We start from the raw sequence: 21,727 nt of genomic DNA on the forward strand, positions 1-21,727 counted from the left end.
GCGGGGTGGGGGGCGCCCCCGGGCGCCGGGGGCCCGCCCCTCACGCGTGCGTGCCCTAGGCGGTCAGCTTCTCCAGCGCCGCGTCGATGCGGGCCAGCGTCGTCTCCTTGCCCAGGATCTCCAGGGACTCGAAGAGGGGCAGGCCGACCGTGCGGCCGGTGACGGCCACGCGGACCGGGGCCTGGGCCTTGCCGAGCTTGAGGCCGTGGGTCTCGCCGGCGGCCAGGACGGCCTCCTTGAGGGACTCCGGCGAGGTCCAGTCCGCGGACTCCAGCTTCTCGCGGGCCGTGCGCAGGAGAGCGTCCGAGCCCTCCTTCATCGCCTTCGTCCAGGACGCCTCGTCGAAGACCGGCTCCGGCAGGAACAGGAAGTCGACGTTGTCGGTGATCTCGGAGAGGACCTTGAGGCGGGTCTGGGCGTGCGGGGCGATCGCCTGCCACTTCGTCTCGTCGAAGTCCTCCGGGGCCCAGGGGGCGAAGGGGGCCTGCAGCCACGGGGCGCAGCGCTCCGTGAAGTCCTTCACGTCCAGGAGACGGATGTGGTCGGCGTTGATCGCCTCGCACTTCTTCAGGTCGAAGCGGGCCGGGTTGGGGTTCACGTCCGCGATGTCGAAGGCCGCGATCAGCTCGTCGGTGGTGAAGATGTCCTTGTCCGCCGAGAGCGACCAGCCCAGCAGGGACAGGTAGTTGAGCAGACCCTCGGGCAGGAAGCCGCGCTCGCGGTAGAGGTTGAGCGAGGCCTGCGGGTCACGCTTGGAGAGCTTCTTGTTGCCCTCGCCCATCACGTACGGCAGGTGGCCGAAGGCGGGCACGGTCTTCGCGACGCCCAGCTCGATCAGTGCCTTGTACAGGGCGATCTGGCGCGGGGTGGAGGACAGCAGGTCCTCGCCGCGCAGGACGTGGGTGATCTCCATCAGCGCGTCGTCGACCGGGTTCACGAGCGTGTAGAGGGGCGCCCCGTTGGCTCGTACGATCCCGTAGTCCGGCACGTTCTCCGGGGTGAAGGTCAGCTCGCCGCGGACCAGGTCCGTGAAGGTGATCGTCTCGTCGGGCATGCGGAAGCGGACGATGGGCGTACGGCCCTCGGCGACGTACGTGGCGATCTGCTCGTCGCTCAGGTCACGGCAGTGGCCGTCATAGCCGGACGGCTTGCCGGCCGCGCGGGCGGCCTCGCGGCGGGTGTCCAGCTCCTGCTGGGAGCAGTAGCAGTGGTACGCGTGACCGGCGTCCAGGAGCTTGGCGGCGACGTCCTTGTAGAGGTCCATGCGCTGCGACTGGCGGTACGGCGCGTGCGGGCCGCCGACCTCGGGGCCCTCGTCCCAGTCGAAGCCCAGCCAGCGCATCGAGTCGAGCAGCTGCTGGTAGGACTCCTCGGAGTCGCGGGCCGCGTCGGTGTCCTCGATGCGGAAGACGAGCGTGCCCTGGTGGTGCCGGGCGAACGCCCAGTTGAACAGGGCGGTGCGGACCAGGCCCACATGGGGGTTACCGGTGGGCGAGGGGCAGAACCGTACTCGGACGGCGGGGGCGGGTGCGCTAGCCACGCTTGACAACCTTGTTGGTGAGAGTGCCGATGCCTTCGATGGTGACGGCGACCTCGTCGCCGACGGTGAGCGGCCCGACGCCTGCCGGGGTGCCCGTGAGGATCACGTCGCCGGGGAGCAGCGTCATGGCCTCGGAGATGTTGACGATCAGATCCTCGATTCCGTGGATCATCTCGCTGGTCCGGCCGAGCTGGCGTTGTTCGCCGTTGACGGTGAGCTGGACCGTCAGGTCGGAGGCCGTCTCCAGGTCCAGGCCGGTCTCCACCCAGGGGCCCAGCGGGCAGGAGGTGTCGAAGCCCTTGGCCCGCGCCCACTGCTTCTCGCGCTTCTGGACGTCACGGGCGGTGATGTCGTTCGCGCAGGTGTAACCGAAGATGACGTCCTTCACGCGCTCGCGCGGGACCTCGCGGCACATACGGCCGATGACGACGGCCAGTTCGGCCTCGTGGTGGACGTCCGCGGAGAAGGACGGGTACTGGATGTCGTCGCCGGAGCCGATCACCGAGGTGGAGGGCTTGAAGAAGGCGAACGGGACGTCCGGGACCTCGTTGCCCAGTTCCTTGGCGTGCTCGGCGTAGTTGCGGCCGTACGCCACGACCTTGTTGGGGAGCACCGGCGGCAGCAGCCTGACCTTGCTCAGCGGGACCTTCGTACCGGAGAGCTCGAAGTCCGCGAACGGGATGCCCTTGATGATGTCGAGGACGAGCTCGTCCGGCCTGTCGCCCTCGACCGCGCCGAAGGCGACGTTCCCGTCGATGGAGAATCTGGCGATGCGCACGGGATCTGGGCGCCCCTCTACTCGGCCGGCTGGAGTCTGACGCTCCAGGCTAACGCGGGGAGGGGTCCTTGCCTCGCGCGATACGCCCGGGCCACCTGCCCGAAGGGCGGTGATCCGGGCGCGCTAGGGTTACTTGGCCGCGGAGACCGGGATCTCCATCAGGATCGTGCGCCGGGGGTTGGCGGTCTGGGCGGGGAGGGCGAGCGGGTGCTCCGGCTGCTCCGGGGTCTGCAGTGCGTCGGCGTCCTGATGGTGCGCCAGCGTGGTGCGCCGCGGGTTGGCAATGTTGCGGAACATCATCGTCGTCTTCACGGTTGTACTCGACCTCGAATGCGGTGGGTTGGACAGATGCGACCTTCTTGTAAAGCGTCAGGCTAAACATCCTCTTCCCTTCCGAACTCGCGAAGACCCTGTGATCGCCGTGTGAGTTTCCTCACTTACGTATGGGCAAACCGGACAATTGCGAGCCGCAACTCACCCCAACGAAACGGACATTGACTCCCTGAAGCCATCATTCCGCTCCTGATCATGGCGACTGGGACACCTCCCCCCGGAGGGAGACTCGCGGGCCTATGTCCGATATCGACATGAACGCTTTCCACGGCCCGTGACACGGCCCTCACGTGGTGTCACGTAGGTCACGGTCTGACCCGTGGACCTTGTTGGAGATCCTGCACTGTGCTGGAATTCCACGGACCGCCGCGGGATCGAACCGGCGCACAGGGGGCGCAGAGAAAGCGCCGAGCGGCGGTGAGAAGGGGGAGCCAGCGCCGGTCACTCACGATCACCCGGGGTGCGTATTCAGGGCGCTCCCCACAACGCCGACACCGTGCTCCGCCGTCCTGCGGAGGAGCGCCTGGTCCAGAGGTTGCGACGCTAGTGCAGGGACGTTTCAAGAGGGATGGCAGCGCTTCGGCCGAGCCGGAGCGGCACGGCGGGACTGGCCCCAATGTCGGCAGTTCCTCCCCCCAGCACGCCCAGAACCCGGGCCAGTCGGCCGACGGTGGTTCCGGCGCCGGGCGCCTCGGCACGTCGGCGTCCCCGGGCTCCGCGGCCACGCCGGCGGTGAAGCCCCCGAAGGGTCCGAGCGGCCCGGGGTCGCGCATGGCCCTGCGCAACTGGCGTATCTCCACGCGCCTGGTGTCGCTGCTCGCGCTCCCCGTCGTGGCGGCCACCTCGCTGGGCGCGCTGCGCATCAACGACTCCATGGACGACATCCAGCAGCTCGACAACATGAAGCTGCTGACGGAGATGACCAAGCAGGCCACCGAGCTGGCCGCCGCCCTCCAGGACGAGCGCGACCAGTCGGCCGGGCCGCTGGCGCACAACTCCACGGCGAGCAACATCACGGTCAAGGGCTTCCGGGACAAGACGGACCGGGCCGCGACCAACTTCATCGCCGCCGCCGAGGACATCGACACCGCCGGCAAGGACGGCAACCTCCAGGGCGTCCGCGACAGCCTCGTCGGCCTGGTCCGCGACCTGGACACGCTGAGCAACATCCGCAGCGACGCCTACCAGTCCAAGGGCAACGCCACCCAGACGGTGGAGTCGTACCACCGCCTGATCACCCACCTGCTGGACCTCTCCCAGGACATGGCCGAGGCCACCAGCAACCCGGACATGATCCAGCGCACCCGTGCCCTGTCGGCCTTCTCCTCCGCCAAGGAGTACGCCTCCATCCAGCGCGCGGTCCTCGCCGCGGCCCTGCCGGCCAACAACACGAGCCTCGGCAACCTCACCGAGAACGACCGGCTGTACGCCCAGGGCGCCCTGGAGAGCGAGGAGTCCGACCTCAGCAGCTTCCGGAGCATCTACGGCGACAACAGTGCCGAGACACTCCTCAAGCCCATCGAGAACGGCAGCTCCACCATCGAGGCCGCCGACCAGTACGCCAGCCGTGCTTTCGGCCGGCCGGAGGGCCTGGCCGACCTGGACCGGCGCTCCTACAAGGACTGGGTCGACGACAGCTCGACCAAGATCCAGCAGATGGGCAACATCGAGCACTCGCTGCTCGAGGACATGGAGCAGAAGGCCCGCGAGCTGCGCAACGCCACCGAGCGCGACGCGATCATCGCCGGTGCGCTGATCCTGCTCGTGCTGGGTGTCTCCCTGGTCGGCGCCTTCGTCGTCGCCCGGTCCATGATCCGCTCGCTGCGCCGCCTGCAGGAGACCGCCACCAAGGTCGCCCAGGACCGGCTGCCCGAGCTGGTCAAGCAGCTGTCCGAGTCCGACCCGCAGGACGTCGACACGTCCGTGGAGTCGGTCGGTGTGCACTCCCGGGACGAGATCGGCCGGGTGGCCGCGGCCTTCGACGACGTGCACCGCGAGGCGGTCCGCCTCGCCGCCGAGCAGGCCCTGCTGCGGGGCAACGTCAACGCGATGTTCACCAACCTCTCGCGCCGCTCCCAGGGCCTCATCCAGCGTCAGCTCTCGCTCATCTCCGAACTGGAGTCCCGCGAGGCCGACCCGGACCAGTTGTCCTCGCTCTTCAAGCTCGACCACCTCGCGACGCGTATGCGCCGTAACGGTGAGAACCTCCTCGTCCTCGCCGGTGAGGAGCCCGGCCGCCGCTGGACCCGCCCGGTCCCGCTGGTCGACGTGCTCCGCGCCGCCGCCTCCGAGGTGGAGCAGTACGAGCGCATCGAGCTGGCCTCCGTGCCGACCACCGAGGTCGCCGGCCGCGTGGTCAACGACCTCGTGCACCTGCTCGCCGAGCTGCTGGAGAACGCGACCTCGTTCTCCTCCCCGCAGACCAAGGTCAAGGTCACCGGTCACGCGCTGCCCGACGGCCGGGTCCTGATCGAGATCCACGACACCGGCATCGGCCTCTCCCCCGAGGACCTCGCCGCGATCAACGAGCGGCTCGCCTCGCCGCCCACCGTGGACGTCTCCGTCTCCCGCCGCATGGGCCTGTTCGTGGTCGGCCGGCTGTCCCAGCGCCACGGCATCCGCATCCAGCTGCGCCCGTCCGACTCCGGTGGTACGACCGCGCTGGTCATGCTGCCCGTCGATGTCGCCCAGGGCGGCAAGAAGCCCCAGCCCAAGGCCGGTCAGGGCGCCCCCGGCACTCCCGCCGCGGCGCAGGCCGCCGCCGGTGTGGCCGCGGCCCGTCGTGGCGGCGGCAACGGCCAGGGCGGCGGCGCCCTCGGCGGTGCGCCCGGCGGCACGGGCGGTGGCGCTCTCGGCGCCGGCGCCTCCTCGGGCGGACGCCTCAACGCCGGTCAGGGACCGCGGGCCGCGCTGCCCGGCAGTGGCCAGGGCGGTCGTCCCGGTGCGCCGGGCGGACAGCGCGGACCGCAGGGTCCGGGTATGCCTCCGCAGGGCCGGCCCGCTCCGGCCGGAGCCGGCGCCGGGTTCGGCGGCCAGGCACCGGGTGCCCCGCAGGGCCTCCAGGCCGCGGGCACGGGCGGTCCGGGCCAGGACGCCTTCAACGGTCAGGACGCTTTCGGCGGCGGACAGGACGCCTTCGGCGGCCGGGGTTCCGTACCCCCGCAGTCGCAGGCCCCGAACGCCGGCCAGGCTCCCGAGCCGGGCGGCCGGCGCCGACGGCCGCAGCTGCCGGGCCGCGGTGGTCCGCGGGCCGAGCTGCCCGGCGGCGACCAGCAGCCCCGCACCCCGAGCTGGAGCGACGAGAACGCGCAGCCGCCGGTGCCGCGCGCCTCGCTCGACGTCCCGCGCGGCCACGACGAGCAGGACCCCGCCGCCACCTCGCGCATGCCGCGGATCGAGCAGCACCAGGGTTCGGCGAGTACCTCCGAGTTCCCCCGCCCGGACTTCAACGCCCCGCAGAACACCGGTCAGTTCGCCAGGCCCGGCACCAGCGGCCCGCAGGGCGACTTCTCCCGTCCGGGTGCGGTCGGCCCGCAGAACACCGGCCAGTACCCGCGCCCGGGATCCAACGGCCCCCAGGACACGGGCGAGTTCCCCCGCCCGGGCATGAACGACCCGCAGAACACGGGCGGGTTCGTCCGCCCGGACGTCTTCGGTACTCCGTCGGGACAGAACGGCAGCTCGCAGAGCGGCGGCTCCCAGACCGGGCAGTTCGCGACTCCGCAGGGCTACGACAACGGCTCGACCGGCCAGTTCGCGATGCCGGGCTACGACGGCGGCTCCACCGGGCAGCACTCCCTGCCGGGCCGTCAGGACCCCGCGTCCACGGGCCAGTTCGAGCGCCCCCAGACCAACGGCGCCGACTTCGGTGCCCCGCGGCCGCCCATGCCGCCGCGGCCTCAGCAGCGACCGGTCCGCCAGGAGCCCGAGGCGTTGCCGCCCGCGGGTCCCGGTGACGGCCGTACGCCGCTGTACGACACGTTGGAGACCAACTGGTTCCACGGCAGCCAGCAGCAGGAACAGGAGCAGTCGGCCAACGGCAACGGCTCCTCCCCCGCCGAGGCTCCGCGGCAGCAGGCTCCGGCGGCCCCACAAGGTTCTGCCGCCGCTCCGCAACGGCCCGCGGCCTCCGCGGCCTGGCGCAGCTCGCCGAATGACGACCTCGTCCGGCAGGCGGAGCGTGTGCGCCAGCCGGCCGCGGGCGGTGTCACCACCTCCGGTCTGCCGCGCCGGGTACCCAGGGCGAACCTCGTCCCGGGCACGGCTCAGCAGCAACAGCACCAAAGCGGTCCGGCTGTCTCGCGTGCGCCTGACGACGTGCGCGGCCGGCTGACCAATCTCCGTCGGGGTATCGCACAAGGTCGTCAGGTCGGCGGTAACGGCCAGACGGGCAGCTTCCCGAACCCCACTCACCAGCAGGAGCGTTAGTTGAGCCCGATGAGCCAGGCGGCACAGAACCTCAACTGGTTGATCACCAACTTCGTGGACAACACCCCAGGGGTGTCCCACACCGTCGTCGTGTCCGCCGACGGCCTCCTTCTGGCGATGTCCGAGGGCTTCCCGCGCGACCGTGCCGACCAGCTGGCGGCCGTCGCGTCCGGGCTGACCTCGCTCACGGCGGGCGCCTCGCGGATCTTCGAGGGCGGCAGCGTGGCCCAGACCGTCGTGGAGATGGAGCGGGGATTCCTCTTCCTCATGTCCGTCTCGGACGGTTCCTCGCTCGCGGTGCTCGCGCACCCGGAATGCGACATCGGCCTCGTCGGCTACGAGATGGCACTGCTCGTCGACCGCGCGGGCGCCGTGCTCACGCCCGACCTGCGAGCCGAGCTTCAAGGCAGTCTGCTCCACTGACCCGCCCGGATCCACCTGTCTCACCACATCACCGTCCGGCCGCCACAATCCCCCCACCGGCCTCACCAGACGGCTAGCCAGATCGACTTGCTGTCCCGCCCGGAGGATTCATGACCCCGCCCACCGCCTCTCATGATCCGTACGCGGAGCCGTACGAGGATGAGGGCGACCAGCCACTGGTACGTCCGTACGCGATGACCGGTGGCCGGACCCGGCCGCGCTACCAGCTCGCCATCGAGGCTCTGATCAGCACCACGGCCGACCCGGCGGCGCTGATGGGACTCCTCCCCGAGCATCAGCGCATCTGCCACCTGTGCCGTGAGGTGAAGTCGGTCGCCGAGGTCTCGGCGCTGCTCGCCATGCCGCTCGGGGTGGCCAGGATCCTCGTCGCGGACCTCGCCGAGGCCGGCCTGGTGGCCATCCACCAGCCGGGCGGCGACGAGAACAACGGCGGCGCTCCCGATGTGACGCTGCTCGAAAGGGTGCTCAGTGGACTTCGCAAGCTCTGACGGAGGAGGGCGGACGACCACCTCCGCGAAGATCGTGGTGGCCGGCGGCTTCGGCGTCGGCAAGACCACGTTCGTGGGCGCCGTCTCCGAGATCAACCCGCTGCGCACGGAGGCCGTGATGACGTCCGCGAGCGCGGGCATCGACGACCTCACCCACACCGGCGACAAGACGACCACCACGGTCGCCATGGACTTCGGCCGCATCACCCTCGACCAGGACCTGATCCTGTACCTCTTCGGTACGCCCGGACAGGACCGCTTCTGGTTCATGTGGGACGACCTGGTCCGCGGCGCCATCGGCGCGGTGGTGCTGGTGGACACCCGGCGGCTGGCCGACTGCTTCCCCGCGGTGGACTACTTCGAGAACAGCGGCCTGCCCTTCGTCGTGGCCCTCAACGGCTTCGACGGGCACCAGCCGTACGCCCCGGAGGAGGTGCGCGAGGCCCTGCAGATCGGGCCGGACGCCCCGATCATCACGACCGACGCCCGGCACCGGTCGGATGCCAAGGGTGCCCTGATCACACTGGTCGAGCACGCCCTGATGGCACGTCTGCGGTAACGCCCCAAGGACGTGTCGACCGGCTGCCAAATCAACAACGTCATACGGCAGTTGTCGTAGATGTCCCGGAGTCGGCTGTGGCCTTGGACACGGTCGGCCCCGGTGTTCATAACGTTTCGGCAGAGGAATCGGATGGTACGGCCACGCGTGGTTGCCAACCGGTCTCGCTGCGCTCACGTCAGCCCCGTCATTTGACGGGGCTCGCTCTTTATGACCGTTTTATCTGGGGTTTACATCACGTGGAATCCCCGCGTACCACTGTTTGGAGGTGCGCAGGCCGTCGTGCTGGAATGCCTGAACTGCCCAATGGTCAAAGACGTACTCACTAGTCGATGGCGTACTGGGCTCTGAGAGACTGCGGCACAACGTAGGTGCCGACCCCTCCGAGAGGTTGTTGGTCGAGTGAGGCGAAGCAAGAACGGTCCCGAGCCGTCGGCCCGGGGCAACTTCACCCCGCCGCCGCGCGGAGCGGCGTCCGCCCCTGTGTCCGGTCCGGAGCCGACGGCCGCGCCGCCGTCCAGCGGTGGCCGGTTCTCCCCGCGCAACTGGCGGGTGCCCACCCGGCTGAACGCGATCCTGCTCATACCCGTGATCGTCGGCCTCGTCATGGGCGGCTTCCAGGTCAAGAGCTCGATCGACACCTGGCGTGAGGCGGAGGACGCGGAGAACACCGCGCGTCTGGTGCGGGCCTCCCTCAGCTACGCCGACGCCCTGTACCAGGAGCGCGACAGCACCGCCGCCCCGCTGCTGAGCGGTCAGGGCCAGGACAACGCCACGGTCGTCGCCGCCCGCAAGAAGACCGACGAGGCCGCGGACGCCTTCGACCAGGCCGCCCAGAACATGCCGGACAAGGCGGGCCTCAAGCGCCGCCTGCAGCTGTTCCGGGACGGCGAGGGAGGCCTCCAGACGCTGCGCGCGGGCGCCTACACCTCCTCCAAGCTCACCGGTGTGAAGACCGAGGAGGGCTACACCCAGGTCGCGCACCCGCTGACGGAGTTCGCCAACGAGCTCGGCCTCGGCACCGGAAACATCACCAGCTACGGCCGTACGGTCTACGCCATCGAGCTCACCAAGGCGGCCCTGTCGCTGCAGCGCTCCATCGGCATGCACCTGCTGATCAAGCCCGGCCCGGGGCTGAGCAGCTTCGCCAGCCAGAAGGTCGCCCTCTCCTCGTACGCGTACCTGGAGGGCATCGCCGTCGAGGAGTACGTCGGCGGTGGCACCGAGGCCGACGCGGCGAAGCTCGACACCGCGAAGAAGCAGATCCAGGCGGAGGGTGCGGCGCTGGCCAAGGAGGCCGCCGCCAAGAACCCCGACTACGTCCCGCCGCCGTCCAACCCGGTGGACATGGTCTCCGCCATCGCCCAGCTGCCGTCGATGGACGACAGCGCCCGCGCGGGACTCGCCAAGGACGGCATCACCGCCGAGAATTGGTGGGCGGTCAACACCCTCAAGTACAACGCCTACCGCCAGATCGAGACCGACCTGGCCGACACCGCGGTGAACGAGGCCGCGAGCATCGCCGACACGGCCAAGCGCGACGCGTTCATCGTGGGTGCCGCCGTCGTGGTCGCCCTGCTCCTCGCGTTCATCCTGGCCGGCGCGGTCGCCCGGCAGATGTCCCGCGCGATGCGCCAGCTGCGCAACGCCGCCTTCGGCATAGCCGAGCAGCGCCTGCCGATGCTCGTCGACCAGCTCTCGCGCACCGACCCCGGCCGGGTGGACACCCGGGTCCAGCCGATCCCCATCAACACCAAGGACGAGATCGGCGAGGTCGCCCGCGCCTTCGACCAGGTCCACCGCGAGGCCGTGCGACTCGCCTCCGAGCAGGCCCTGCTGCGGGGCAACATCAACGCGATCTTCACCAACCTGTCCCGGCGCAACCAGTCGCTGATCGAGGGCCAGCTGACCCTGATCACCGACCTGGAGAACAACGAGGCCGACCCGGACCAGCTGGAGAACCTCTTCCGTCTGGACCACCTCGCGACCCGTATGCGCCGCAACGGCGAGAACCTCCTGGTCCTCGCCGGCGAGGAGCCCGGACGCCGCTGGGACCAGCCGGTCCCGCTGGTCGACGTGCTGCGCGCCGCCTCCTCCGAGGTGGAGCAGTACGAGCGCGTCGAGCTGTCCGGTGTCCCGGAGGCCGAGATCCACGGCCGCGCCGTCACCGACCTCGTGCACCTGCTCGCCGAGCTGCTGGAGAACGCGACGACGTTCTCCTCCCCGCAGACCAAGGTCCGCGTGACCGCGACCCGGCTGCCCGACGGCCGCATCATGATCGAGATCCACGACAAGGGCATCGGCCTGACCGCCGAGGACTTCGCGGACATCAACCACAAGCTGGCCAACCCGCCGACCGTGGACGCCGCGATCTCCCAGCGCATGGGCCTGTTCGTGGTCGGCCGGCTGTCCGACCGGCACGGCATCCGCGTCCAGCTGCGCCCCTCGGGCGAGCAGGCCGGTACGACCTCGCTGGTCATGCTGCCCGACGCGATCACCCACGGTGGCGGTGGCGAGCAGCAGCCGGCCGCGGACGAGTTCACCGTCTCGCAGATCATGCCGGAGCAGCACTACCAGGGTGAGGACTTCAACACCGGCCTGCCGATGCGTACGGCCGCGGAGCTCGGCTTCGACGACAGCCGCTACTCCGAGGTCCCGGACGACATACGCGAGCTGGACCCGGTCGGCCGCTCCCTGATGCGTGAGGAGCGCCGCGCGGCCCTGGAGGCCCAGAGCCAGGACGGGCCGCCCGCCCTGCAGGGTCCGGAGTCCTCGTACCCCGACGCGTTCGACGCGACCCAGAGCGGCCCGCAGGGCGGCTACGACAGCAACCGCAACGGCTACCCCGAGCAGCAGCCCTCCTCGTACGACCAGCAGACGTCGTACGAGGAGGCTCAGCAGGCGCCGTACGAGGAGCAGCGGCAGACGTCGTACGAGGAGCCGAACCGTCCGGCGTACGACGAGCCGTACTACGCGCAGAACAACGGCCTGCCGCAGAACGACACCTTCTCCCAGGGCGGCGGCTACCCGGAGCCCTCCTATACGGAGCCGGTCCAGGAGGAGCCCGCGGCGGTGCACGCGGCTGCCCCGGAGACCTTCTCGGGCTTCGAGGAGCGGCGCTACCAGGATGACTGGCCGCAGCCGGACGGTTACCGGGGCGGCTACCCGGACCAGTACGCTCCGGAAGCGGAATCTGCGCAGGCCGCTGACGTGAGTGAGCGTGACCGCGTAGGCTTCGACCGACCGGGGCCTGCCCCAGCCGCCGTGGGTCATGAACTGACCGACGCAGGGCTCCCCCGCCGTGGCTCCCCCGGGAGCGCCGCGAACGGCTCGAACGGCACGCGGCACGCGACCCAGGAGCAGCCGGCCTCCGCGCCGGAGAGCAACGGCGGCGGCGACCTCTGGCGGTCGTCCAACGACGAGCGGTGGCAGCAGGCCTCCCAGCTCCGGAAGCCCAAGGCGGGCGGGGTCACCTCCTCCGGTCTGCCGCGGCGGGTGCCCAAGGCCAACCTGGTCGAGGGAGCCGCCGAAGCCAGCCCCCAGGGAGGCCCGTCGGTCTCCCGCGCTCCCGAGGACGTCCGGGGCAGGCTGAGCAATTTGCGTCGCGGTGTGCAGCGGGGCCGCAACGCAGGCAGTGAAACGAACGGTCAGGGCTTCGGTTCTGACAGCACCTACAACCAGGAGCGTTAGTGTGAGCCCGATGAGCCAGGCGGCGCAGAACCTGAACTGGTTGATCACCAACTTCGTGGACAACACCCCGGGTGTGTCCCACACGGTGGTGGTCTCCGCCGACGGACTCCTTCTGGCGATGTCCGAAGGCTTTCCCCGCGACCGTGCCGACCAGCTTGCGGCCGTCGCCTCCGGTCTGACCTCGCTGACCGCGGGTGCCTCGCGCATCTTCGAGGGCGGCGCGGTGAACCAGACGGTTGTGGAGATGGAGCGGGGATTCCTGTTCATCATGTCCGTGTCGGACGGTTCCTCGCTCGCGGTCCTCGCGCACCCCGAGGCGGACATCGGCCTCATCGGGTACGAGATGGCCCTTCTGGTGGACCGTGCCGGTTCGGTCCTGACGCCCGATCTGCGTGCAGAGCTCCAGGGCAGCCTGCTCAACTGACAGACAGACGGTGCGTTTTGGCGTCCCGGGGCCGTAAGGTTTCGGGACGCGGCTCCACACAGCGTGATGGGTGCCCGGCACAGTCGGAGGAGGAGAGAAAGTGGCAACACCCCCAGGTGGTTCATCTGGCAATTGGTCGTACGGCCCTGGCCAGGGTCAGAACGACGGTTCCCAGAACCCGAACCGCTACAACTTCCCCTCCGCACCGAGCCAGCGGCGCCAGCAGCCGTACGCGCCGCAGGGCCCCGGCCCGTCGCCGTACGACCAGCCGGCGGCCCCGCGCATCCAGCCCGTGCAGCCGCATCGACGCTCCTCGGAGCCTTCCCCCGCGGGAGGCGCCAGCAACCCCCTGGTGCGCCCGTACGCCATGACCGGCGGCCGCACCAGGCCGCGCTACCAGCTCGCCATCGAGGCGCTGGTGCACACCACCGCGCAGCCGCACCAGATGCAGGGCCAGTTGCCCGAGCATCAGCGGATCTGCAACCTCTGCCGTGAGATCAAGTCGGTGGCCGAGATCTCGGCCCTCCTCACGATCCCTCTCGGCGTGGCCAGGATCCTCGTCGCCGACTTGGCGGAGGCGGGCCTGGTCGCCATCCATCAGCCCGGCGGCGACGAGAGCGCCGGCGGCCAGCCAGACGTGACACTGCTCGAAAGGGTGCTCAGTGGACTTCGCAAGCTCTAGCGGAGGGCCTTCCCGCTCCACCACGTCCGCGAAGATCGTGGTGGCCGGCGGCTTCGGCGTGGGCAAGACCACGTTCGTCGGCGCCGTCTCGGAGATCAACCCGCTGCGCACCGAGGCCGTGATGACGTCCGCGTCGGCCGGCATCGACGACCTGACCCACACCGGGGACAAGACGACCACCACGGTCGCCATGGACTTCGGCCGCATCACCCTCGACCAGGACCTGATCCTGTACCTCTTCGGTACGCCCGGACAGGACCGCTTCTGGTTCATGTGGGACGACCTGGTCCGCGGCGCCATCGGCGCGATCGTCCTCGTGGACACGAGGCGTCTTGCCGACTGCTTCCCGGCCGTCGACTACTTCGAGAACTCTGGGCTTCCCTTTGTGATCGCCCTGAACGGGTTCGACGGGAACCAGCCGTACAACCCGGACGAGGTCCGGGAGGCTCTGCAGATCGGGCCGGACACGCCGATCATCACGACGGACGCGCGGCATCGGGCGGACGCGAAGTCGGCGCTCATCACGCTGGTAGAGCACGCGTTGATGGCTCGCCTGCGGTAGGTACGCGGCCTAGCGGCTACTGGGCTGCCTCGGACGGTTGTGTGCCGTCTGCGGGCAGCCCTTTGGTTGCTCGCGCCCACGCGGCGGAGCCGCACATCGATACAGCCCCGCGCCCCTGAAGACAAAAACGCCTGAGGGCCCCTCTCTTCCGAGAGGGGCCCTCAGGCGTCGTGCAGGGCTCAGTGCCAGCTGTGCGGGGCTCGGAAGCCGCCCTCGCGCTCCAGGCGGCGCCAGCCGGCCCTGGGGCGGCCTCGGCGGGCCGGGGTGGACGACGGGGCGGCCGCCGCGCGAGCCAGGAGGATCGCCGTGATGGCGGCGACTTCCTCGGGCTCGGCGTGGCCCTTCTCGACGCGGATGTCAGGGGTGCTCATAGGTCACAGTCTCCGTGAGAGAGGTTTCCGCCGGATTACTGCGGAGGGTTGCCGTGCTTACGGGAGGGCAGGTCGGCGTGCTTGGACTGGAGCATCGCCAGGGACCGGATCAGGACCTCGCGGGTTTCCGCCGGGTCGATCACGTCGTCCACGAGGCCACGCTCCGCCGCGTAGTACGGGTGCATGAGCTCGGACTTGTACTCCTTGACCATGCGGGCCCGCATGGCCTCGGGGTCCTCGGCCTCGGCGATCTGCCGCCGGAAGATGACGTTGGCGGCACCTTCGGCGCCCATCACCGCGATCTCGTTCGTCGGCCAGGCGTAGGTGAGGTCGGCGCCGATGGACTGGCTGTCCATGACGATGTAGGCGCCTCCGTACGCCTTGCGCAGGATCAGGGAGATCCTGGGCACGGTGGCGTTGCAGTAGGCGTACAGCAGCTTGGCGCCGTGGCGGATGATTCCGCCGTGCTCCTGGTCGACGCCCGGGAGGAACCCGGGGACGTCCAGGAAAGTGACGATCGGGATGTTAAAAGCGTCACACATCTGGACAAAGCGTGCAGCTTTTTCCGATGTCTCGATGTCCAGGACGCCGGCGAGGGTCGAGGGCTGGTTGGCCACGATGCCGACGACCTGGCCGTCGAGGCGGGCCAGCGCGCAGATGATGTTGCGGGCCCAGCGTTCGTGGACCTCCAGGTAGTCGCCGTCGTCGACGATCTCCTCGATGACCTTGGTCATGTCGTACGGCCGGTTGCCGTCCGCGGGCACCAGGTCGAGCAGCACCTCTCCGCGCCGGTCGGCCGCGTCGGTGGACTCCACCCGCGGCGGGTTCTCCCGGTTGTTCTGCGGGAGCATCGACAGCAGGTAGCGCACCTCGGCGAGGCACGTCTCCTCGTCGTCGTAGGCGAAGTGGCAGACGCCGGACGTCTCGGCGTGCACGTCGGCGCCGCCGAGGCCGTTCTGGGTGATCTCCTCGCCCGTCACCGCCTTCACGACGTCCGGCCCGGTGATGAACATCTGGGAGGTCTCGCGGACCATGAAGACGAAGTCGGTGAGGGCGGGGCTGTAGGCCGCGCCACCCGCGCACGGGCCCAGCATCACCGAGATCTGCGGGATGACGCCCGAGGCCTTGGTGTTGCGCTGGAAGATGCCGCCGTAGCCCGCGAGGGCGCTCACGCCCTCCTGGATACGGGCGCCCGCACCGTCGTTCAACGACACGAGAGGCGCCCCGGCCGCGATCGCCATGTCCATGATCTTGTGGATCTTCGTGGCGTGGGCCTCGCCCAGCGCGCCGCCGAAGATGCGGAAGTCGTGGGCGTAGACGAAGACCGTACGGCCCTCCACCGTGCCCCAGCCGGTGATGACACCGTCGGTGTACGGCTTCTTGGCCTCCAGGCCGAAGCCCGTCGCCCGGTGCCGGCGCAGCTGCTCGACCTCCTGGAAGGAGCCCGCGTCGAGGAGCAGCTCGATGCGCTCGCGTGCGGTCAGCTTGCCCTTGGCGTGCTGCGCCTCGGTCGCCTTCTCGCTGGGGCCGGCCAGGGCCGCCGCACGGATCTCGTGCAGCTCGGCCACCCGCCCGCGCGCGTCCGTCGGCTCGCCCGTCGACTCACTCGGCGCCTCATCCAAAACGGTCATGTAGCGACCTTACGAAGACCGGCGCGGAAAGCGAGCCGTCGACTCCTCACAGTCTCCGGCCCGTTTTCCTGGTGCGACCGAACAGAACCATGCAGGCATGCAGGCGTTCTGACTGCTCAGGGGGCCTGCCCCTTGTAGGGGTCGTACAAAGTCAGGGCGTGAGAGCCACCTCACATTCGTGTGGGGCGCATGCCTCCCCCGGAGTGACACGCAGGTGCAGCAGGCGGCCGGTGGCAAGCACCTCGACGGTGTCGTCGGCCCGCACGACCGAGCGCACGGGCCGGTTCCAGATGATCTCCAGCGGTTCGCCCGAACGGGGTGGCTCGGTGACGCAGAGGGTAGCGGTACGACCCCTGCGGCGGACCAGCACGCTCGCTCCCGCCGACGCGGTGAGCGGACCCGCCGTGCCGGCCCGCCAGAAGTTCGCGGCGGTCAGACCCAGGCGGTCGACGCGGACCGCCTGGCACGCGCTGTCGTTGGCGAGGACCGACAGCCAGTGACGGTCGGCGGCGCGGGCGGCGACGGCACGGCGGGAGGCCCCTGGCATCAGGACGTAGGCGTAGGAGGCGTCCACCGGGTCGGTGCCGTGGTCGAGCCAGAGGGTCTGCCAGCGCCGGGTGCGCCGTTCGGTCGTACTGGAGGTGTTGATGTCGGACCAGGCGCCGGTGCGGTCCTCGCGCAGGGCGCGCAGGCCGTCGGGGACGAGCCAGCCCCCGTGCCCCCGCAGATGGGCCCAGCCCCGTCCCCGGACGAAGGACTGCGTCCCGCCCTCCCCCAGGTTGCGGTTGTCGACGACCGTCTCGACCGGGACGCCGTCGGCGCAGGTGATGCCCGCGCCCAGGCAGATCACCGCGTCCGCGACGCAGAACCACGACTTGCGGGCCTGGAGCGTGGATCCCAGCCCCTTCAGGTGCTGGCCGATCGCCGCGTACTCGCCGTCGGTCGCGCCGCCGACCCAGCGGACGTCCGGCTTGGGCTCGCCCCACTCGCCGCCTGCCCGGTCGGGGAGGCGTTTGGTGGAGACGGTCGTGCCCGGGAGGCGGTACCAGTCGACGGTGGGCCAGTACCAGTCGGTGTACTGGTCGGCGCGGCCCGCGGCCCACCAGGAGAGCATTCCGGCGCCGGTGTGCCAGCCGCGCGGGTTCTCGCCGTTGCCGCATTCGTAGGCGGCGATCCGGTCGCTGGCCATGGCGATGTTCGCGACGAATCCGGGGCGGCGGTGGACGGCCCGGTCCATGGCGGCGAAGAGCGTGTGCCCGACGGGTTCGGGGGCGGCCGGTACGGGAGAGGCGGCCACCGCGTGCAGCCGGGCGAGGTCGGCCGCACCGAACTGGGGTGCCGTCAGGACGGGGGAGACGGTGTCCCGTTCGATCCAGCCCTTCACCAGGCCGTGCCAGCGCCCGCGCTCCTCCTCGCTCGCCGCGTCCGCGAGCAGCGCGATGGCGGCGATGATCCCCTGGCCGTGGAAGTGGTCGCCGCGCAGGACGTGGCGGTCGTCGCCCTTGAGATGACCGCGGCTGATGGCCCGGCCGTTGACGCTGTCCATCACCAGCCCGTCGTGGATCAGCGGGGCGTAGGCGCGCTCGACGCTGTCGAGGACGGTCTGCCGGTGCGGGTCGGTCACCTCCCACGCGGAGCCGGCGAGCAGGGCGAAGAGGCGGCCGAGGCCGTCGAGCATGACCTGGCCGTAGGTGCCGGAGTAGGCGACCCAGGTGTGCTGGACGAAGGAGCCGTCGGCGTAGAGGCCGTCTCCCTTCGTGACGTAGGGGAAGACAGGCGAGAGGGCGTCACGGGCGAGGGCGATCCGGTCCGGGGCCCGACCGAGGACGCCGCGCAGGGCGACGGAGCGGCACAGGTCGACGCGGTTGGCGCCGGTGGAGGTGCCGGAGTAGTCGGTGAGCATGGCGTCGGGGATGAAGTGGTCGACGGCGGTGCAGGCCGCGGTCTTCTGGGCGTCGGTGAGGTGGTCGTACAGGGCGGCCGTGATGTCCATGAGGAGGCGGGGGCTGCCGATCTGCCATTCCCACCAGTTGCCGTAACGGGTGGTGGAGGGGTTGTAGACCGTGGCGGAGAGGTGGTCGAGGCCGCGCAGGACGTCCGCGAGGAGACTCTCGTCGCCGGTCGAGCCGGTGCCCCGCTGGACGTAGGCCTGGGTCATGGTCCACAGGCGGCTGTAGCTGCGGGTGATGCCGGCCGGGGGGTCGTAGGGAGAGCCCGGCCACAGGGAGGTGGCTGTCGGGGCCATGGTGGCGCGGAAGCCGCGGGCGAGTTCGCCGGTCTCGGCGAGGCGGGAGGCGTAGGGCTCCCGCGCCGGGTCGTAACCGGTGCCGAGGGTGATGTCGAGCCAGCGCCGGCGGAGGGTGTCGTAGGGGTCGGCCGAGAGGGAGCGGGCGCGGGCCGACGGGGCGGCTGTGGCGGTGACGGTGGCCAGGAGTGCCGCCGTGAGTAAGACGGCTCTGCGGGTGGGTCGTACGGGTACGGAGGCTCTGCGCTGCGGGTTCATACCGGGGCATCTACCACCGCGGGGCGATCAGGCCAACACTCCGCGGATGATGTTGAAACCTGTATGGAATAGGTCTACGGTCGTTTCGCGTTGAGTGGTTCAACGTTCAACATCCACACTTCAAGGAGCTCTGTCATGGCGAACACCGACCTGACCGCACTGACCGGCGACTACACGATCGACACCGCGCACTCCACGATCGGCTTCACCGTCCGGCACGCGATGGTCACCAACGTCAAGGGCAAGTTCAACGACTTCAGCGGCTCGCTGCACCTGGACGGCAGCGACCCGTCCGCGTCGACGGCCTCCATCGACGTCAAGATGGACAGCATCGACACCGGGTCCGAGGACCGCGACGGGCACCTCAAGAGCGCGGACTTCTTCAAGATCGACGAGTTCCCGACCATGACCTTCCGCTCCACCAAGGCGGAGGCGCTCGGCGACGAGGACTACCGCATCACCGGCGACCTGACGGTCCTCGGCACCACCAAGCCGCTCACCATCGACCTCGAGTTCAACGGCGCCGCGAAGGACCCCTTCGGCAACGAGCGTGTGGGCTTCGAGGGCAAGGCCGAGATCAAGCGCTCCGAGTGGGGCCTGACCTGGAACGCGGCCCTGGAGACCGGCGGCGTCCTGATCTCCGACAAGATCAAGCTGACCTTCGACATCTCCGCGATCAAGAACGCGTGAACCTGTCGCCGGGGATCAGCGGGGGCGGCGGCCGCGCCGAAGGGGACGGCATGGCCGCCGCTGCCGGTCGCCCTGGCCGACCCGCACGCCTTCGTCGAGCATGTGGGGCTGTTCCCGCTCGGTGAGGGCGGCGTCCGTTCATCGCCGGCCGGTCCCCTGCCGGGCCATCCGCCGGCGGCGCTCGTGGCCGCCGCGCCGGGAGTGACGGTCCCGCTGCTGACACGACCCCGTACCGTCCGTGCGGCGACGGACCGGCTCGCGCCCGGCTTCGGCCATCCGACGCCTGCCTGACGCATCGCCAGTCCCCGCGCCCGGGCAGCCGCGCGTCGCGGGCTCCGGCTCCCGCATCATGGACCGTATGACCAACGCTCCCGCCTGGATCACCGTCGCGTCGTACGAGAACGTCCCCGGCCGCCCGACCCCGCCGGCCGCCGTGCGGGCTTGACTGCGGGACCGCGGGATCGACTGGATGCCCTTCGCCGTCGAGCGCGAGGTGCGGTTCGCTCTCGCGTGCGGGCCCGGGGAGGACGGGCGGTGGCGGGGGTGGTTCAGGGTTGAGGTGGCCGCGGAGGCCTTGTGGCGGCTCGGGTTGCACCCGGGCCAGGCGGCCTCCGTGGTCGACGGGCCCTCGCCGCCGGGCTGGTGGCATGCCGCCGGGGAGCGGTACGCCCTGACACGTCACGCGTCCTGAGCCGCACCGCTCCCGGACGGTCGCACAAGTCGCTGATCGATGACGGCATCCGGCCGTACGGCACCCGGTGTCGCCGTGCGCCCCTTCCGGACCGGGAGCAGCCACCACGCCGATGCCACCGTCAGTGCCGCGCCGACCGCGATCGCCGCGAGGCGGGTGGGCAACAGGCTCGTCGCGTCCTGGCCGAACCAGCCGAGGAGGAGAGCGAGGACGGTGGTCATCCCGGCCGCCCAGTAGGCGTAGTTGAGGGGCCGCAACCATAGGGCGATCGCCAGGACCGTGAACATCAGCGCCACCGAAGCCGGGCCGGTGACCCCGGCCATGGCCACACCGGCCGCCAGCAGTGTGCCCGCGCAGGCTCCCGCGAGGCGCTGGATTCCCTTGCGTACGACGTCCGTTCGGCCGCGGTTGCCGCTCGCGGCGACGTACGCCGTCAGGACCACCCAGGGCCAGTGCTCGTCGAAGAGGAGCCGTCCGGCGACGAAGGCCGCGGCGATCGCGACCGCCAGCTGCAACGCCATGCGGGTACTCGGACGCGGGCGGAGCCGGGACGGGCGGCGGGGCGCGGGGTTCGGCCGCTCGGGATCGGGGCGCCAGGGGCCGTAGCGGTCCCCCAGCCCCTGCACCAGCCACACACAGCACACCGCGAGCACCGCGATCAGTGCCGCCCAGGCCCAACTCACCAGCTCTGACTGAACCTTGGGCGGCAGCGCCGGGCCGGGGACGACCAGGAGGGTGATGAACGGGAGGGTCATCAGTGTGCCCGCCTTCGTGGCGGCGTGGCCGTAGCGGCGGATCCACACGGGGGCCGAGATCCCTGCCGTGAAGACCACCGCGCCGACGACGTAGTGCGCGGCGATCAGCCGTGCGACCAGGATCGAGACCGCCACCGTCGCGGGCAGCAACGCGAGCGCGGCGAGGCGGCGGTGGGTGCCCGCGCGGCGCTGGGTTCCGGCCAGGGTGAGGGTCAGGGCGACCGCGAGAACGAGGACGTCGGTGTGCAGTCCGGCGATCGCCTCCACGCACAGGGCGAGGGCCCAGCACAGCAGCACGGACGTCATGGTCAGAGCTGCTTCGTACGCGTTGCGTATGAGTTTTACCGTCACTTGAGCGAGGATATAGGCGTTGGACCCACTGGAGTAGTAAGTATTCACGTACCATTTCCTCATGGATCACCTCTCCTCCGCCGCTCGCATCCGTGGCGGAATCGTGCGGCTGAACCGGCGGCTTCGGCAGGAGCGCGGTGCCGGCAGCCTCCCCCCTGCCCAGTTGGAGGTGCTCGGGCATCTGCACCGGCAGGGGTCCGCCACCCCCGGCGAGGTCGCGGCGGCGTTGCGGCAGCGGCCGCAGTCGCTCACCCGGGTCTTCGCCGAACTGGAGGCGGACGGCCTGGTGGCGCGCGAGGCCGGAACCGTGGACCGGCGTCGGTCCGTGCTGTCCGTCACGGCGCCGGGGCGGCTCGCACTGGAGCGGGACATGGCCGAGCGGGACGCCTGGCTGGCGAGGGCGCTGGCGTCCTTGAGCCCGACCGAGCGGGGAGTGCTGGAGCTGGCCGCGGAGTTGATGGAGCGGGTCGCCGACACGGAGACGCCTGGCTGAATCGCACCCCTTGTGCGCGCGTTCACAGGATTCCCGTAGTCCAGCGACAGAGCGCTCGGGCCAACGCGCCCGGGGTCTACACCGAGGTGTCCACGTTCGCCTCGGCGATCGCTTCGGCGGCCTCGTCGCTGTGAGGTGAGGCGGGTTTCATACGGTCTTTCGCGGGTCCGGTGCGTCGGGTGCCGGGCCCGCGGTTTTCGCCCCCGCCGCCCCTACCCGTCCCGTCCCCAGGGGGCGCCGCCCCCCACGGCCCCCCGGATGGGGGGGGCGGACCCCCACCCAACGCGCCACACAAAACCACCGCGGGCCTGAAG

The 21,727-nt window shown here is 70.5% G+C and carries 17 protein-coding genes and 1 pseudogene; 11 read left to right on the top strand and 7 right to left on the bottom strand.

The window, feature by feature from the left end:
* Positions 1–55: 55 nt before the first annotated feature.
* The 3 genes from gltX to ACFVYN_RS24895 form a co-directional block, all read right to left on the bottom strand.
* Positions 56–1,540: a glutamate--tRNA ligase gene (gene gltX / locus ACFVYN_RS24885; protein ID WP_390001975.1), complete on the bottom strand. Its 1,485-nt coding sequence runs from the start codon at positions 1,538–1,540 to the stop codon at positions 56–58.
* A complete protein-coding gene (locus ACFVYN_RS24890; RefSeq protein ID WP_390001977.1) occupies positions 1,533–2,318 on the bottom strand; it encodes a fumarylacetoacetate hydrolase family protein in 786 nt (261 codons plus the stop codon). The genes gltX and ACFVYN_RS24890 overlap by 8 nt, the downstream gene beginning before the upstream one ends.
* A gap of 129 nt (positions 2,319–2,447) precedes the next feature.
* Positions 2,448–2,630, bottom strand: a complete 183-nt coding sequence (locus ACFVYN_RS24895) for a hypothetical protein (protein WP_390001979.1) — start codon at positions 2,628–2,630, stop codon at positions 2,448–2,450.
* Positions 2,631–3,197: 567 nt separating this feature from the next.
* On the opposite strand from ACFVYN_RS24895, the gene ACFVYN_RS24900 reads away from it, so the two are divergent.
* The 8 genes from ACFVYN_RS24900 to ACFVYN_RS24935 all read left to right on the top strand — a co-directional run bounded on the left by ACFVYN_RS24900 (position 3,198) and on the right by ACFVYN_RS24935 (position 13,928).
* Positions 3,198–7,079, top strand: a complete 3,882-nt coding sequence (locus tag ACFVYN_RS24900; RefSeq protein WP_390001981.1) for a nitrate- and nitrite sensing domain-containing protein — start codon at positions 3,198–3,200, stop codon at positions 7,077–7,079.
* A 9-nt stretch (positions 7,080–7,088) separates the two neighbouring features.
* Positions 7,089–7,502, top strand: a complete 414-nt coding sequence (locus ACFVYN_RS24905; protein WP_003993189.1) for a roadblock/LC7 domain-containing protein — start codon at positions 7,089–7,091, stop codon at positions 7,500–7,502.
* A 110-nt stretch (positions 7,503–7,612) separates the two neighbouring features.
* Positions 7,613–8,011 (top strand): DUF742 domain-containing protein, encoded by a 399-nt coding sequence (locus ACFVYN_RS24910; protein WP_003973454.1) that lies wholly within the window; start codon positions 7,613–7,615, stop codon positions 8,009–8,011.
* Complete coding sequence (locus tag ACFVYN_RS24915) at positions 7,992–8,570, top strand: ATP/GTP-binding protein (RefSeq protein WP_390001983.1); 579 nt, start codon at positions 7,992–7,994, stop codon at positions 8,568–8,570. Before ACFVYN_RS24910 ends, ACFVYN_RS24915 begins: the two co-directional genes overlap by 20 nt.
* A gap of 402 nt (positions 8,571–8,972) precedes the next feature.
* The gene (locus tag ACFVYN_RS24920) at positions 8,973–12,260 is read left to right on the top strand and encodes a nitrate- and nitrite sensing domain-containing protein (protein ID WP_390001985.1); all 3,288 of its coding nucleotides are present in this window, start codon (positions 8,973–8,975) and stop codon (positions 12,258–12,260) included.
* Positions 12,261–12,270: 10 nt separating this feature from the next.
* Positions 12,271–12,684, top strand: coding sequence for a roadblock/LC7 domain-containing protein (locus ACFVYN_RS24925; protein WP_007384910.1), 414 nt, complete (start codon positions 12,271–12,273; stop codon positions 12,682–12,684).
* Between the two features lie 100 nt (positions 12,685–12,784).
* The gene (locus ACFVYN_RS24930; protein WP_390001987.1) at positions 12,785–13,366 is read left to right on the top strand and encodes a DUF742 domain-containing protein; all 582 of its coding nucleotides are present in this window, start codon (positions 12,785–12,787) and stop codon (positions 13,364–13,366) included.
* Positions 13,347–13,928: an ATP/GTP-binding protein gene (locus ACFVYN_RS24935; RefSeq protein ID WP_026248371.1), complete on the top strand. Its 582-nt coding sequence runs from the start codon at positions 13,347–13,349 to the stop codon at positions 13,926–13,928. The genes ACFVYN_RS24930 and ACFVYN_RS24935 overlap by 20 nt, the downstream gene beginning before the upstream one ends.
* A 179-nt stretch (positions 13,929–14,107) precedes the next feature.
* Here ACFVYN_RS24935 and ACFVYN_RS24940 read toward each other — a convergent pair whose 3' ends face one another.
* From ACFVYN_RS24940 to ACFVYN_RS24950, 3 genes are all read right to left on the bottom strand, one after another.
* On the bottom strand, positions 14,108–14,299 hold the full coding sequence (locus ACFVYN_RS24940) for an acyl-CoA carboxylase subunit epsilon (RefSeq protein ID WP_390001989.1): 192 nt from the start codon (positions 14,297–14,299) through the stop codon (positions 14,108–14,110).
* A gap of 35 nt (positions 14,300–14,334) precedes the next feature.
* Positions 14,335–15,930, bottom strand: a complete 1,596-nt coding sequence (locus tag ACFVYN_RS24945; protein WP_390001991.1) for an acyl-CoA carboxylase subunit beta — start codon at positions 15,928–15,930, stop codon at positions 14,335–14,337.
* A gap of 151 nt (positions 15,931–16,081) precedes the next feature.
* Positions 16,082–18,433, bottom strand: a complete 2,352-nt coding sequence (locus tag ACFVYN_RS24950) for a polysaccharide lyase 8 family protein (protein WP_390001993.1) — start codon at positions 18,431–18,433, stop codon at positions 16,082–16,084.
* A gap of 135 nt (positions 18,434–18,568) precedes the next feature.
* Here ACFVYN_RS24950 and ACFVYN_RS24955 point away from each other — a divergent pair, with 135 nt between their 5' ends.
* Positions 18,569–19,123 carry a YceI family protein gene (locus ACFVYN_RS24955; protein ID WP_390001995.1) on the top strand — a complete coding sequence of 185 codons (555 nt, stop codon included), beginning with the start codon at positions 18,569–18,571 and terminating at the stop codon, positions 19,121–19,123.
* Positions 19,124–19,801: 678 nt separating this feature from the next.
* Here the strand turns inward: ACFVYN_RS24955 and ACFVYN_RS24960 are convergent.
* The gene (locus ACFVYN_RS24960; protein ID WP_390001997.1) at positions 19,802–20,920 is read right to left on the bottom strand and encodes an FUSC family protein; all 1,119 of its coding nucleotides are present in this window, start codon (positions 20,918–20,920) and stop codon (positions 19,802–19,804) included.
* Between the two features lie 61 nt (positions 20,921–20,981).
* Between ACFVYN_RS24960 and ACFVYN_RS24965 the strand changes: the two genes are divergently transcribed.
* Together ACFVYN_RS24965 and ACFVYN_RS24970 are read left to right on the top strand one after the other, a co-directional pair.
* Positions 20,982–21,413 (top strand): MarR family winged helix-turn-helix transcriptional regulator, encoded by a 432-nt coding sequence (locus ACFVYN_RS24965; protein WP_390001999.1) that lies wholly within the window; start codon positions 20,982–20,984, stop codon positions 21,411–21,413.
* A gap of 53 nt (positions 21,414–21,466) precedes the next feature.
* Positions 21,467–21,547 (top strand): annotated as a pseudogene (locus ACFVYN_RS24970) (serine protease); the annotation flags it as partial.
* Between the last annotated feature and the right edge of the window lie 180 nt (positions 21,548–21,727).

This window comes from Streptomyces sp. NPDC058307 (genome assembly GCF_042880295.1).
Classification (GTDB): Bacteria; Actinomycetota; Actinomycetes; order Streptomycetales; family Streptomycetaceae; genus Streptomyces.

What these genes read in the sequence shown, in the direction of transcription:
- ACFVYN_RS24905 (WP_003993189.1), top strand. Translation starts at nt 7,089, where the DNA reads ATGAGCCAGGCGGCACAGAACCTCAACTGGTTGATCACCAACTTCGTG.
- ACFVYN_RS24910 (WP_003973454.1), top strand. Translation starts at nt 7,613, where the DNA reads ATGACCCCGCCCACCGCCTCTCATGATCCGTACGCGGAGCCGTACGAG.
- ACFVYN_RS24925 (WP_007384910.1), top strand. Translation starts at nt 12,271, where the DNA reads ATGAGCCAGGCGGCGCAGAACCTGAACTGGTTGATCACCAACTTCGTG.
- ACFVYN_RS24940 (WP_390001989.1), bottom strand. Translation starts at nt 14,299, where the DNA reads ATGAGCACCCCTGACATCCGCGTCGAGAAGGGCCACGCCGAGCCCGAG.
- ACFVYN_RS24945 (WP_390001991.1), bottom strand. Translation starts at nt 15,930, where the DNA reads ATGACCGTTTTGGATGAGGCGCCGAGTGAGTCGACGGGCGAGCCGACG.
- ACFVYN_RS24950 (WP_390001993.1), bottom strand. Translation starts at nt 18,433, where the DNA reads ATGAACCCGCAGCGCAGAGCCTCCGTACCCGTACGACCCACCCGCAGA.
- ACFVYN_RS24955 (WP_390001995.1), top strand. Translation starts at nt 18,569, where the DNA reads ATGGCGAACACCGACCTGACCGCACTGACCGGCGACTACACGATCGAC.
- ACFVYN_RS24965 (WP_390001999.1), top strand. Translation starts at nt 20,982, where the DNA reads ATGGATCACCTCTCCTCCGCCGCTCGCATCCGTGGCGGAATCGTGCGG.